The organism is Pseudomonas sp. H1_G08 (assembly GCF_054681355.1).
This window is the reverse complement of record NZ_CP162822.1, coordinates 2,165,890-2,177,686: the sequence shown is the minus strand read 5'-3', so window position 1 is coordinate 2,177,686 and position 11,797 is coordinate 2,165,890. Positions and strand designations below refer to the sequence as shown.

Annotated in this window: 13 protein-coding genes and 1 tRNA gene; 4 read left to right on the top strand and 10 right to left on the bottom strand. The window is 59.9% G+C overall.

The window, feature by feature from the left end; genetic code table 11:
- Window positions 1–49: 49 nt before the first annotated feature.
- From AB4N85_RS09915 to AB4N85_RS09875, 9 genes are all read right to left on the bottom strand, one after another.
- Window positions 50–271, bottom strand: a complete 222-nt coding sequence (locus tag AB4N85_RS09915; protein ID WP_236708189.1) for a type II toxin-antitoxin system RelE/ParE family toxin — start codon at window positions 269–271, stop codon at window positions 50–52.
- A gap of 37 nt (window positions 272–308) precedes the next feature.
- Window positions 309–503: a type II toxin-antitoxin system RelB family antitoxin gene (relB, locus tag AB4N85_RS09910; RefSeq protein WP_056789559.1), complete on the bottom strand. Its 195-nt coding sequence runs from the start codon at window positions 501–503 to the stop codon at window positions 309–311.
- A 230-nt stretch (window positions 504–733) separates the two neighbouring features.
- Window positions 734–952: a hypothetical protein gene (locus AB4N85_RS09905; protein ID WP_016774958.1), complete on the bottom strand. Its 219-nt coding sequence runs from the start codon at window positions 950–952 to the stop codon at window positions 734–736.
- A gap of 108 nt (window positions 953–1,060) precedes the next feature.
- Entirely contained in the window at window positions 1,061–2,740 is a 1,680-nt protein-coding gene (locus AB4N85_RS09900; protein ID WP_038861763.1) for an MFS transporter, read from the bottom strand.
- Window positions 2,741–2,918: 178 nt separating this feature from the next.
- Complete coding sequence (gene phnE / locus AB4N85_RS09895) at window positions 2,919–3,686, bottom strand: phosphonate ABC transporter, permease protein PhnE (protein WP_095180157.1); 768 nt, start codon at window positions 3,684–3,686, stop codon at window positions 2,919–2,921.
- A complete protein-coding gene (locus tag AB4N85_RS09890; protein ID WP_024013147.1) occupies window positions 3,683–4,510 on the bottom strand; it encodes a PhnE/PtxC family ABC transporter permease in 828 nt (275 codons plus the stop codon). Before AB4N85_RS09890 ends, phnE begins: the two co-directional genes overlap by 4 nt.
- The gene (locus AB4N85_RS09885; RefSeq protein ID WP_252867702.1) at window positions 4,504–5,301 is read right to left on the bottom strand and encodes a phosphonate ABC transporter ATP-binding protein; all 798 of its coding nucleotides are present in this window, start codon (window positions 5,299–5,301) and stop codon (window positions 4,504–4,506) included. Before AB4N85_RS09885 ends, AB4N85_RS09890 begins: the two co-directional genes overlap by 7 nt.
- Window positions 5,298–6,161 (bottom strand): putative selenate ABC transporter substrate-binding protein, encoded by an 864-nt coding sequence (locus AB4N85_RS09880; RefSeq protein WP_041480134.1) that lies wholly within the window; start codon window positions 6,159–6,161, stop codon window positions 5,298–5,300. Before AB4N85_RS09880 ends, AB4N85_RS09885 begins: the two co-directional genes overlap by 4 nt.
- A gap of 157 nt (window positions 6,162–6,318) precedes the next feature.
- A complete protein-coding gene (locus AB4N85_RS09875; RefSeq protein WP_041480136.1) occupies window positions 6,319–6,717 on the bottom strand; it encodes a RidA family protein in 399 nt (132 codons plus the stop codon).
- A gap of 113 nt (window positions 6,718–6,830) precedes the next feature.
- Between AB4N85_RS09875 and AB4N85_RS09870 the strand changes: the two genes are divergently transcribed.
- From AB4N85_RS09870 to AB4N85_RS09860, 3 genes are all read left to right on the top strand, one after another.
- A complete protein-coding gene (locus AB4N85_RS09870) occupies window positions 6,831–7,724 on the top strand; it encodes a LysR family transcriptional regulator (protein WP_252867701.1) in 894 nt (297 codons plus the stop codon).
- 118 nt (window positions 7,725–7,842) lie between these two features.
- A complete protein-coding gene (locus AB4N85_RS09865) occupies window positions 7,843–9,003 on the top strand; it encodes a radical SAM protein (RefSeq protein WP_056789581.1) in 1,161 nt (386 codons plus the stop codon).
- 115 nt (window positions 9,004–9,118) lie between these two features.
- Window positions 9,119–10,129, top strand: coding sequence for a GlxA family transcriptional regulator (locus tag AB4N85_RS09860; protein ID WP_353957141.1), 1,011 nt, complete (start codon window positions 9,119–9,121; stop codon window positions 10,127–10,129).
- Between the two features lie 218 nt (window positions 10,130–10,347).
- On the opposite strand, the gene AB4N85_RS09855 is transcribed toward AB4N85_RS09860, so the two are convergent.
- Window positions 10,348–11,382 (bottom strand): alpha/beta fold hydrolase, encoded by a 1,035-nt coding sequence (locus tag AB4N85_RS09855; protein WP_056789584.1) that lies wholly within the window; start codon window positions 11,380–11,382, stop codon window positions 10,348–10,350.
- 307 nt (window positions 11,383–11,689) lie between these two features.
- Here AB4N85_RS09855 and AB4N85_RS09850 point away from each other — a divergent pair.
- Window positions 11,690–11,764, top strand: a tRNA-Gln gene (locus tag AB4N85_RS09850).
- The last annotated feature ends 33 nt before the right edge of the window (window positions 11,765–11,797 follow it).

Here is an 11,797-nt window from a genome sequence, read left to right as displayed (position 1 = left end):
TCGTGCAGTACGTTTGGGCGGCCGGTTGGCCGCCTTTTTTTATGAATGGTTATGGATATTTTTTACGGGCGTGCAACACGGTCAGAATTTTGATGTGGTCTGTCACCTGATAGACCAGTAAATAATTCGAGTTGATGACCATTTCGCGAGTGCCCGGTATTCGGCCGGAGCGGAAACCATGCGGTATCCAGGAAAGCCTTCGCGCTGCGGCGCTGAGCTTTTGGTGCAGTGCAACTGAAGCGACAGTGTTGCGTTGTTCTACGTATTCGATGATGTCAGCCAGGTCTCCAAGAGCCGGTTTACTCCAGCTAACCGGCAGCGCGTCGATTCTTGCGTCTCTCTTCCAGCATCTGACCTAGCAGCACCATTGCCTCATCGTGGGGGATAGGCGGACGTGGATCATCAAGTGCGGCTTGTACCTTGGCGCGATACCAAAGATCGTAATCCGCAGCCTCTTCTTCGGTTTCGAAGTCTGAAACGATAAGTGAAAGTTCAGCGCTCATCATGACCTCCATGATCAATGTGAAGCAGTCTAAGGGGATGTGGGCTCGTTGTCGTCACTGGCGGGACGAGGGAGACATCATCCGCAAACAGACGATGCAAATCTGTCAGACGCTTCGCTTGTGATGCACGTGAAGTCGATCAGCTGTGTAGTTCAATTCTGTAGGAAATCAGCTTTTGGTCATCGGGCTGACAGCCGCCGCTCAAAGCTGCGGCCACAGCCACGCTGCACTCAGTTACCGTCTGCAACCTTACGCTCGATCTCATCGACTTTGCGCTGTAGCTCTTCAGCTTCCTGCTCTTTGACCCGAGTGGAAGACGGCGTGATGACTTTGTCTACGCCCTCGGTGTTGTTGTCGCGGTCCTGCAGATCGCGCTCGACCACGTTCACCGGTTTGCCGCTGGCATCGGTGGGTGGGGCGTTGGGAGTTTTGTCGTCGTTGGGGTTCATGGCGCTGGCCTCCTGTGGGTGTACACATTGGAGACAGCGCGGCGGCAGAGGTTCGAAATTTTTCAGCTGCGAGGCCCTCTCCGGCAGGAGAGGGCACTGTGGCTTTTTTCAGTCCTTGAGAATGTCGCGATCCTTGGTTTCCGGCAGGAAGAACGTGCCGAGTATTGCCGTCGCCACTGCAATCACGATCGGGTACCACAGCCCGTAGTAGATGTCACCGGTGGCGGCGACCATGGCGAACGCCACGGTCGGCAGGAAGCCGCCGAACCAGCCGTTGCCGATGTGGTAGGGCAGCGACATCGAGGTGTAGCGGATGCGCGTCGGGAACAGTTCGACCAGCCACGCGGCGATCGGGCCATAAACCATGGTCACGTAGATCACCAGCACGGTGAGCAGGAGTAGCATCATCGGGTAATTGATTTTCGCCGGGTCGGCTTTTTCCGGGTAACCGGCGTCTTTCAACGCGGCGCCGAGGTTGGCGGTGAAGGCGTCGTTGCGGGCCTTGAAGTCGGCGGCGGTGAGGGCGCTGCCTTCGAAGCTCTCGACAACGCGGTCACCGATGCGCACCTGCGCGACGGTGTTCGGTTCGGCGGCGACGTTCTCGTACGGGATCGCGCGTTTCGCCAGCAAGGTTTTCGCCAAGTCACAGGAACTGGTGAATCTGGCCTTGCCCACCGGATCGAACTGGAACGAACACTGATCAGGATTGGCGATCACCTTGACCGGATTTTTTTCCTGAGCAACGAACACGTCCGGGTTGCCGTACTGGGTCAGCGCAGTAAAGATCGGAAAGTAGGTCAAAGCAGCCAGAATGCACCCGGCCATGATGATCGGTTTGCGCCCGATGCGATCGGACAGGCTGCCGAAAATCACGAAGAACGGTGTGCCGATCAGTAGCGATCCGGCGATCAGCAGGTTGGCGGTCTGCGCGTCGATCTTCAATGTTTGCAACAGGAAGAACAGCGCATAGAACTGCCCGGTGTACCAGACCACTGCTTGCCCGGCGGTGCCTCCGAGCAGCGACATGATCACCACTTTGAGATTGTCCCAGCGCGCAAAGGATTCGGTCAGCGGCGCTTTCGAGGCCTTGCCTTCGTCCTTCATTTTCTGGAATACCGGCGACTCGCTCAGTTGCAGGCGGATGTACACCGACACGGCCAGCAGAATGATCGACAGCAGAAACGGAATCCGCCAGCCCCAAGCCTCGAACGCCTCGTTACCCAGCGCCGTGCGGCAGGCGAGAATCACCAGCAGCGACATGAACAGACCGAGGGTGGCGGTGGTTTGAATCCACGAAGTGAAAAAGCCACGACGGTTGCGTGGCGCGTGCTCGGCCACGTAGGTCGCTGCGCCACCGTATTCGCCACCCAGCGCCAGGCCTTGCAGCAGACGCAGGGTGATCAGAATCACCGGGGCAGCCACGCCAATGGTGGCGTAGCCGGGCAGCAAGCCGACGATTGCTGTGGACACGCCCATGATCACGATGGTGATCAGAAACGTGTGCTTGCGCCCGATCATGTCACCCAGACGCCCGAAGACGATGGCGCCGAACGGCCGCACCGCAAACCCGGCGGCGAAGGCCAGCAGGGCAAAGATGAATGCGGTGGTTTCGTTGACGCCGGCGAAGAAGTGTTTGGCGATGATCGCCGCCAGCGAGCCGTAGAGGTAAAAGTCGTACCACTCGAAAACCGTGCCCAGCGAGGAAGCGAAGATGACCTTGCGCTCCTCCTTCGTGATACCGCCGCTGCGCGGTGGCGTGCCGGTGGATGCTGTGTCGATTGTGGCCATGGGTGTTCTCCGTCGTGCTTATTGTTGTAGGCCGGAGTCCCCCGTTACTGCCTGTCGCACTCTGGCCCGTTGGCATCTGCCGCCGTTGCTCTAGCGTGAAGCTTGCACAGTCTGACCGCCTCGCAGGGCTGCAAGGTTTCCTGAAGCATAATCAGCTTTTGCCAGATATCCACTCGGCCTACGCTTTGACCCAACGCTGCCGGCTCCAGGCGCTCAACCAATCGACCAGAAACACCAGCAACAGCATCGCCAGAATCACCGTACTGGCCTGGGCTTCCTGGAACAGACTCAAGCTGACATACAGCATCTGGCCCAGGCCGCCAGCACCGACAAAGCCCAGCACGCTGGCCATGCGGATGTTGTTTTCCCAGCGATACAGGCAGTAGGCGAGCAGTTGCGGGGCAAGGTTAGGCAGGGTGCCGTAGCAGAACGCGAGGATCGGATTGCCGCCCTGCAAACGGATCGCCTCGGCCGGTTGTGGCGGAGTGTTTTCCAATGCTTCGGCAAATAGCCGACCGAGCACCCCAGTGGTGTGCAGGGCAAGGGCGAGGGTGCCGGCGTTCGGTCCGAGACCGGCGGCAAGCACCATCAGCGCCGCCCAAACCAGCTCTGGAATCGCCCGCAAGCCGTTGAGCAGCAGGCGCGCCGCACTTTGCAGCGGCCAGCCGAAACGCCCGGCAGCGGGCAGCGCGAGAACGATGCCGAACAGTGCCGCAAGCAGGGTGCCCAACGCGGACATGGCCAGTGTTTCCAGCGAACCGTGGGCAATGGCTTTCAGGTAACCGGCGCTCAAGTCGGGACTTAGAAAGCGCTGCACGTAACTGCCCATCTGCTTGAGGCTATTGGCGCTGCCGAGTTCGGCGAGATCCAGTTCCAGATAAGCGAAGGAAGCGAACACCGCAAATGCGATCACGACGATCAGCAGCAGGTTGATCAGGCGCCTCATGTCAGCCTCCAGCGCAGCAAGCGGCTGAGTTGATCAGCGCACAGCACCAGGAGCAGGAACGTCAGCAACATGCTGGCGACTTCACCGCCGGCAAACATGCGGATCGACAGATCGATCTGTTGCCCCAGCCCACCGGCACCGACAAAGCCCATCACCACCGAGGCACGGATCGCGCACTCCCAGCGATACACCGTGTACGAGAGCAGTTCGGCGGCGACATTCGGCAACGTGCCGTAGGCAAACGCCGCCAGTCGACCGCTGCCGGCCTGCAACAATGCGTGCGCCGGGCGCTGGTCGGTGGACTCGAATATCTCCGCGTAAACCTTGCCGAGCATACCGCTGTAGGTGATGGCGATGGCCAACACGCCCGCCGCCGGGCCGAGGCCAACGGCACGCACAAACAACAGCGCCCAGACGATCTCCGGCACGCTGCGCAAAAAGATCAGCAAGCCGCGTACCGGCCAGCGCAGCAAGCGCCCGGGCAGGCTCGGCACGCCGCCCCGTGACGCCGCCGAGAGCGACAACGCGCGACTGGCGATCAGGCTTGCCGGCACTGCCAGCAGCAACGCCAGGGCCATTCCCGCTGTGGCAATCGCCAGGGTTTGCAGGGTGGCTTTGAGCAACAGTTGCAGGAACGCTTGATCATGCGCGGGTGGCCAGAATGCCGAAACGAAACGGCCCATTTCGTTCTGGCTATCGGCCTGAAACAGCACGCCCAGGTCCAGCTCGCTGAGCTGAATGCCCGGCCACAGCAGGGCCAGCGCCAGCAGCGTCAGCAACAATCGCGGCCACGCCGCCGGGTCCCGTGAATCGGCTTTCAGCATCGCGGAATCTGCACAATCAAAGGCGCGACCGCCGGCGCTGGCGATTGCAGTTGTTCATTGGCGTACAGCGCATCGAGCTTGTCGCGGCTAACTTGATCGGATGGGCAATCAAAAAGAATCTGCCCGTCGCGCAAACCGATGATCCGTGGAAAGTGTTCCAGCGCCAGATCCACCGCGTGCAGGCTCGCCACCAGCGTGACGTTGTGCTCGCGGGCATGGCGCGAAAGGATCGACAGCGTATGGCCGGCAAGCACCGGGTCCATGGCCGAGACAGGTTCGTCGGTGAGCAATATTTCCGGCGCCTGATACAGCACCCGCGCAATGCCGACGCGCTGCAATTGCCCGCCGGACAACTGCTGGCAATGGGCGAACAGTTTGTCGCCCAGATCCAGCCGCGCCAACGCCGCGCGAGCGCCCGCCACATCCAGTGGATGCAGCAGGTTCAGCAGACTTTTGCCCAGACTCCACTGACCGAGCTTGCCGGCCAGCACCGCCGTAATGACCCGCTGACGCGGCGGAATCGGCGGCGCCTGATGCACCAGGCCGATGCGCGCACGCAGGCGCTGCCGCTGGTGCGCCGACAAGTGCCAGGCGCGTTCGCCAAGCACTTCGATGTCGCCACTGCTGGGCTTGAGCGCGGTGGCCAGCAGATTGAGCAGGCTCGACTTGCCAGCGCCGGACGGGCCGATGATTGCGACCTGTTCGCCAGCGCCAATCTGCACGTCGATGTTACGAAGGGCATCGACGCCATTGGCATGGCGCAGGCTGCCCTGGGTGAGGCGTAGGGTCATTTCAGCAGTTCGGCGGCGCGGGCGGCTTCCTCGATGCCCTTGTAGTTCTCGGGCTTGGTCTCGATGAAGCGACTGGCGGCCTGCAGATCGAGGATCTTCTTCTGCTCAGGATTGGCTGGGTCGAGGTCGAGGAAGGCTTGCTTGATCTTCGCGGCCAGCTTCGGATCAAGAGTGCCGCGCACGGTCCAGTTGTAATCGAAGTAGGTCGGGGTGGTGGCGAAGACTTTGACCTTGTTGGTGTCGACCTTGCCGGCGTCGACCAGTTTCTGCCAGACGCTGGCGTTCAATACACCAGCGTCGACCTTGCCGGCCTGCACCCAGGCAACGGTGGCGTCATGCGCGCCGGAGTAGGCGACACGGCTGAAATAGCCTTCAGGCTTGATGCCGTCGTTTTTCAGCATGAAGTAACGCGGCATCAGGCTGCCCGAGGTGGACGACACCGAACCGAAGGCGAAGGTTTTGCCCTTCAGATCGGCGAGGCTTTTCACGTTCGGGTCGGCGGTGATGAATTTGCTGGTGAACTGCGCATCCTGTTCGCGCTGCACCAGCGGGATCACCGGTGTAGTGGCGTCGGTCTTCAAACGTGCCTGCACAAAAGTGAAACCGCCGAGCCAGGCCATGTCGAGGCGATCGGTGGCCAGCGCTTCAACCACCGCCGGGTAGTCGGCGACAGGCACAAACTGCACCTTCATGCCCAACTGCTGCTCAAGATAGGCACCCAGCGGTTCGAACTTGCGCAGCAGCTCGGTCGGGGCTTCGTCGGGAATCGCGCTGACGCGCAGGACATCAGCGGCTTGCGTCATCAGGGCAGAAAAGGACAGCGCCAGACCGGCGGTGAGGGCGAGGGTACGCTTGAACATAGAATTCTCCGTTTCGTAAGCGTCAACATTCGAAGGGCAGCCGCTACCGGGCGGCGCGCCACGTCAGGGTAGACGAAACGGCGAGGTTATACGCATTCGCGAGGAGATTGGCCAGCCTCCGTGCCGGCGCGGTGTGTCTGTTTGTGTACGGTTGCGGTCAAGCCGCTTCCGGCAGTTTGGCAATCACCTTGATTTCAAAATCGAAACCCGCCAGCCAGGTCACGCCGACAGCGGTGATGGTCGGAAACGGCGCTTCGCCCCAGAACTCCGGCACCACAGTCCAGATCGTTTCGAACGTCGAGTGCGGATCGACCATGAACACGGTGACATCCACCGCATCATCGAAGCTGCAACCGGCCGCAGCGAGGATCGCGTTGAGGTTGTGGAAGGCGGTGCGCACCTGATCGCGCAGATCGGCCTCGGGCGAGCCATCCTCACGGCTGCCGACTTGTCCGGAGACAAACAGGAAACCGTTGGAGCGAATCGCCGGCGAGTAACGGTGACGTTCATACAGGGCGTGGCGGGCGGGTGGGAACACTACATCGCGCTTGGACATGGGGCTGACTCCATCAGTGGTTGATGGAGTGACTTTAGGTATTTGCAGCTGCTGGATAAACGCGCAAGCTTGGCGTTCACTGTTTGCAAATTCCAAACAATCGAGGGGCGCGGATGGACCGGTTCGATGCGATGCAGGCCTTTGCCCGGGTGGTCGAGGCGGGCAGTTTCACCAAAGCTGCCGAAACCCTGCACATGAGCAAGACCACGGTGACGCAACTGGTGCAGCAGCTGGAGGCGCGGCTGCGGGTCAAGCTGCTCAATCGCACTACGCGCAAGGTCAACGTCACCGCCGATGGTGCGGCGTATTACGAGCGGGTGATCAAGTTGCTGGCCGACATGGACGACGCCGAAACCAGCCTGCCCGGTGCCGCCGCACGGCCACGGGGGCGCTTGCGCATCGACGTGCCGAGCCCGTTCGCGCGACACATTCTGGTGCCAGCCTTGCCGGAGTTTCATGCGCGCTATCCGGACATTCAGATCGATATGGGCGTCAGCGACCGCATCGTCGACATCATCGATGAGAACGTCGATTGCGTGGTGCGCGGCGGCGAGCTGCTCGATCAATCGCTGAGGGCGCGCAAGCTCGCCGATCTGCCCTTGGGGGTATTTGCCGCGCCGGCTTATCTGGCTCGCGAAGGTACGCCCGACCATCCACGCGAACTGGAAGACTCCCATCATCGGGTGGTCGCGTTTCTTTGGGCTCGCACTGGTAAACCTCTTCCGTACACGTTGCACAACGGCACCGAGCGCTTGCAGATCAAGGGCCGGCATGTGCTTGCGGTAGATGACGGCAATGCCTATCTAGCGGCGGGATTGGCGGGCATGGGGGTGTTGTGGTTGCCGACGTATATGGCCGATGCGCATGTCGCGCGCGGCGAGCTCGTGCCGTTGTTTGAGGGCTGGCGCCTGGAAAGCATGCCGCTTTACGTCGCGTATCCGCCGAACCGGCATGTCAGCTTGAAATTGCGGGTATTTATCGACTGGATTGTGGCGTTAATGGCGTAGGGCTCTGGTGCGCTTATTGCTTTACGTGAAGGCAGGTCGTCAGAAAAACAACCAACCCGGCGACCCGAACGTGCTCGTGATGAGAGGCGCACGTTCGACCCAAGGAGCTATGCGCGTAATGAATATGTACATCGATATCGTCGGCGCCTGCAATCTGAGCTGCCCGTCATGCCCGATGGGTAATTCGGAAAATGCCAATTTCAAGAAAGCCATGCAGCTCGATATGTTCACGCAGATTGTCGATAAGGCACGTCGTGAAGGGGTCAAGGCGATCTTCTTGTACAACTGGACCGAGCCGTTGATTCACCCGCGCATTGGTGAGTTCGTCGAAATCATCAACGCAGCTGGCTTGCAAAGCGGCATCAGCTCCAACCTTAACCTGGCCAAGAACATTGAAAGCGCGATGCTCGCCAATCCCTGGTTCTTCCGTGTCTCCCTGTCCGGGTTCCACCAGGATACCTACCGCCAAGGGCATGTCGGCGGCGACATCGAAGTGGTCAAGCAGAACATGATCAAGCTGCATGACCTCAAGCAGCGTCACGGCCTGAATACGCTTATCGAGGTCTATTACCATCGCTATCTGGATAACCTCGAAGAAGAGGGGCTGATGCGCCAGTTCAGCGAGCGCCTGGGTTTCAATTTCTCCACCGGCTACTCGGTGATGATGCCGCTGGAAAAAACCTTCGCTATCGTCGAAGACGATGCCTCGGTCACCGACACGGACCGGGAAACCCTCAAGCGCCTGGCGTTGCCACCGTATGCAGACCTGGTCAATCTGGTCAAGCAATACCCCAAACAGGCGTGCACCCTGAAAGATGATTGGCTGGTACTCGATTGCAATGGCAATACCGTGCTGTGCTGCACGATTTTCAATCAGGCGGAATACAGCGTCGGCAAGTATCTGGACATGCCGGTACAGGAATTGATGAGTCGCAAATCCACGCAAAAGAACTGCGTGGACTTGTGCAACCGCTGCGCGAAGAACGGTCTGCACATCTACTCCGCATCGCCCAACAAGGGGCCGCTGGAAAGTCATGCGGTCAATCGCATCATCGACTTTCAACGACGCACGATTCTCGAACAGCCGATCGATAGCGAACGTCTGGGCCGTACAGGTGAAGTCAGCGCCGAGCACTTCGATGAGGAGCAATATTTGCGCCTCAATGCCGACGTAAAGACTGCAATCGCCACAGGCGCCTTCTCCAGTGGCTATCAACACTACGTCCTGTTTGGGCGCCTCGAAGGTCGGCTCGGGGCGGGGTTGAATACGATCGTTTGAGATACCCGGGGCGACGGCCATGGGTTGTTTGAAGGTGTGGCCTGATGACGTGATTGACTCTTTACCGGTTCCGGCCAACTATCGGCGCACAACAATGTGACCGATGGATTGAAACTTGACCGAACGACGCCAATTCAGCGGAGGCATGAAGGGGAAAAACCTCCGCTATCTGAATGAGCAAAGCGATAACGCGCAGTTGACGCGCACCGGTTTTCTGCTGCTCGAACACTTTTCGCTACCGGCCTTTACGCAGACGCTGGACGCCGTGGTGACTACCAATCTGTTGCGCCCGGGGCTGTTTACCTCGCGCACCTTCGGGCTGGGTGAGGGCGAGGTCATCAGCGACCTGGGGCTGGTGATCCGCCCCGATGCGCGTCTGGACTCAGCAGCGCTCGAGGAATTGGATCTGCTGGTGGTCTGCGGCGGTTATCGCACTGAACTGCGAGCGAGCGATGGGTTTGTGCACTTGCTCAAAATGGCGGCGGAGCGGGGCGTCAGTCTGGCCGGGTTGTGGAACGGTTCGTGGTTTCTCGGGCGTGCCGGGTTGCTCGACGGCTACCGTTGCGCGATTCACCCGGAACATCGCCCCGCGTTGACGGAAATTGCCAAGGCTACGCACGTCAGCAGCGAGCCTTATGTGATCGACCGCGACCGTCTCACCGCGTCGAGCCCATCGGGGGCTTTCCACATGGCGCTGGACTGGATCAAAAGCCTGCACGGCAAGGCGCTGGTCGAGGGTGTCGAGGACATTCTGGCGTTTGAGGAATCGCGCTACCGGCGGATCAAACCGGATGAAAACATCTGCGTCAGCGCGCCGTTGCGGGAAGTGATCAAGCTGATGGACGCCAACCTCGAAGAACCGTTGGAGCTGGAACAATTGGCGGTCTACGCCGGCCGCTCGCGGCGCCAGCTCGAGCGCTTGTTCAAGGAGCAACTGGGCACCACGCCGCAGCGCTACTATTTGGAACTGCGCATCACCGAAGCACGGCGCCTGCTGCAACATACCGAGCTGTCGCAGGTGGAAGTGCTGGTGGCGTGTGGTTTTGTCTCGCCGAGCCATTTCAGCAAGTGCTATAGCTCGTACTTTGGTTATCGGCCTTCGAAGGAAAAACGGCTGGTTAAATAGATCGACCGGTGCAATCCCCAAAAACCCTCACCCCACCCCTCTCCCAGAGGGAGAGGGAGCCGACCGAGGTATCTTGCGCTGTACATCGACCTGAAAGATGGACGTCGACTTTGGATTCAATACAGCGCTTTCAGGTCGGCGTAAATCTCGAATATCCCCCAATCAGTTCCCTCTCCCTCCGGAGATGGCTAGGGTGAGGGGTATTGAGGGCGGGTCTGTCAGAGACGATCAGCATCGATTACAGCTTGCGCAAACGCCGCCGGGCTTTCCTGGGGCAAATTGTGCCCAACCCCACCCTCAATCAACCGGAACTGATATTTCCCGGTAAAACGCTTGGCATAGTCCTCAGGCTTGGGATGTGGCGCACCATTGGCGTCGCCTTCCAGGGTAATCGTCGGCACGCTGATCGAAGGCGCAGTAGCCAATTTTTCTTCCAGCGCGGCATATTTCGCCTCGCCCTGCACCAGGCCCAGCCGCCAGCGGTAGTTGAACACGGTGATTTCGACGTGATCGGGGTTCTGCAACGCTTGTGCGCTGCGGTCGAAAGTGGCGTCGTCGAACTTCCACTGTGGCGAAGCCAGCTGCCAGATCAGTTTGGCGAAGTCGTGGGTGTTTTTTTCATAGCCGGCACGGCCGCGTTCGGTGGCGAAGTAGAACTGGTACCACCACTGCAATTCGGCTTTCGGCGGCAGCGGGTTTTGCCCGGCGGCCTGGTTGCCGATCAGGTAGCCGCTGACCGCCACCAACGCCTTGACGCGCTCCGGCCACAATGCTGCGACGATGTCCGCCGAACGCGCGCCCCAGTCGTAGCCGCCCAGCACTGCTTGCTTGATCTTCAGCGCATCCATGAAGTCGATCACGTCGCTGGCCAGCGCCGCCGGTTGGCCGTTGCGCAGGGTGTTTTTGGACAGGAACTGCGTGTCGCCATAACCCCGCGCATACGGCATCAACACGCGATAACCCTTGGCCGCCAGCAGTGGTGCGACATCGTCGTAGCTGTGAATGTCGTAGGGCCAGCCGTGCAGCAGAATCACCACTGGGCCATCAGCGGGGCCGGTTTCGGCGTAGGCCACGTCGAGCAAGCCAGCCTTGATGTGCTTCAGCGGGCCGAAGGGCGAGGGCGCGGAATAGCTGACGGCGGCCGGTTCTGTGGTTTGCGCCTGAGCGCTGCCGACGGCGCCGAACAGTGACAGCGCCAGGACTGACAAGCCGAGCGCGGCGGTGATTTTAGAGGTGTGCAGAGCCTGTTTCATGCTGACGTCTCCTTTGCGAGCCTGTGGCCAAGGGGCTGGATGAACCCTTGAAACCCTGGGTGCATTGAAGCGTGGCGAGGTATCTGCTCTGTGTCGCCAGAGAGCGTTTTTGCATTGGGTTGTGTAGCAGCGGGGCGCGTACACAGTGTGATACATGGCGATGAAACGGTGAGTTTTCGCGCGAAAATAATAAGTCGCTGTTTTAAAACAAAAAAAATTTTATTTCGGGCTTCCCAAATGAAATGAATGTTGTTAAATTGCGGCCCGTTCTCACAGCGATCCTAACGGAGCCGCTGATCAGAGCTACAGGGGCGTCGCCAAGCGGTAAGGCAGCAGGTTTTGATCCTGCCATGCGTTGGTTCGAATCCAGCCGCCCCTGCCATCTACGAAAAAACGCCAACTTCGCAAGAAGTTG

What these genes read in the sequence shown, in the direction of transcription:
- AB4N85_RS09880 (WP_041480134.1), bottom strand. Translation starts at nt 6,161, where the DNA reads ATGTTCAAGCGTACCCTCGCCCTCACCGCCGGTCTGGCGCTGTCCTTT.
- AB4N85_RS09875 (WP_041480136.1), bottom strand. Translation starts at nt 6,717, where the DNA reads ATGTCCAAGCGCGATGTAGTGTTCCCACCCGCCCGCCACGCCCTGTAT.
- AB4N85_RS09900 (WP_038861763.1), bottom strand. Translation starts at nt 2,740, where the DNA reads ATGGCCACAATCGACACAGCATCCACCGGCACGCCACCGCGCAGCGGC.
- relB (WP_056789559.1), bottom strand. Translation starts at nt 503, where the DNA reads ATGAGCGCTGAACTTTCACTTATCGTTTCAGACTTCGAAACCGAAGAA.
- phnE (WP_095180157.1), bottom strand. Translation starts at nt 3,686, where the DNA reads ATGAGGCGCCTGATCAACCTGCTGCTGATCGTCGTGATCGCATTTGCG.
- AB4N85_RS09890 (WP_024013147.1), bottom strand. Translation starts at nt 4,510, where the DNA reads ATGCTGAAAGCCGATTCACGGGACCCGGCGGCGTGGCCGCGATTGTTG.
- AB4N85_RS09885 (WP_252867702.1), bottom strand. Translation starts at nt 5,301, where the DNA reads ATGACCCTACGCCTCACCCAGGGCAGCCTGCGCCATGCCAATGGCGTC.
- AB4N85_RS09865 (WP_056789581.1), top strand. Translation starts at nt 7,843, where the DNA reads ATGAATATGTACATCGATATCGTCGGCGCCTGCAATCTGAGCTGCCCG.
- AB4N85_RS09905 (WP_016774958.1), bottom strand. Translation starts at nt 952, where the DNA reads ATGAACCCCAACGACGACAAAACTCCCAACGCCCCACCCACCGATGCC.
- AB4N85_RS09855 (WP_056789584.1), bottom strand. Translation starts at nt 11,382, where the DNA reads ATGAAACAGGCTCTGCACACCTCTAAAATCACCGCCGCGCTCGGCTTG.
- AB4N85_RS09870 (WP_252867701.1), top strand. Translation starts at nt 6,831, where the DNA reads ATGGACCGGTTCGATGCGATGCAGGCCTTTGCCCGGGTGGTCGAGGCG.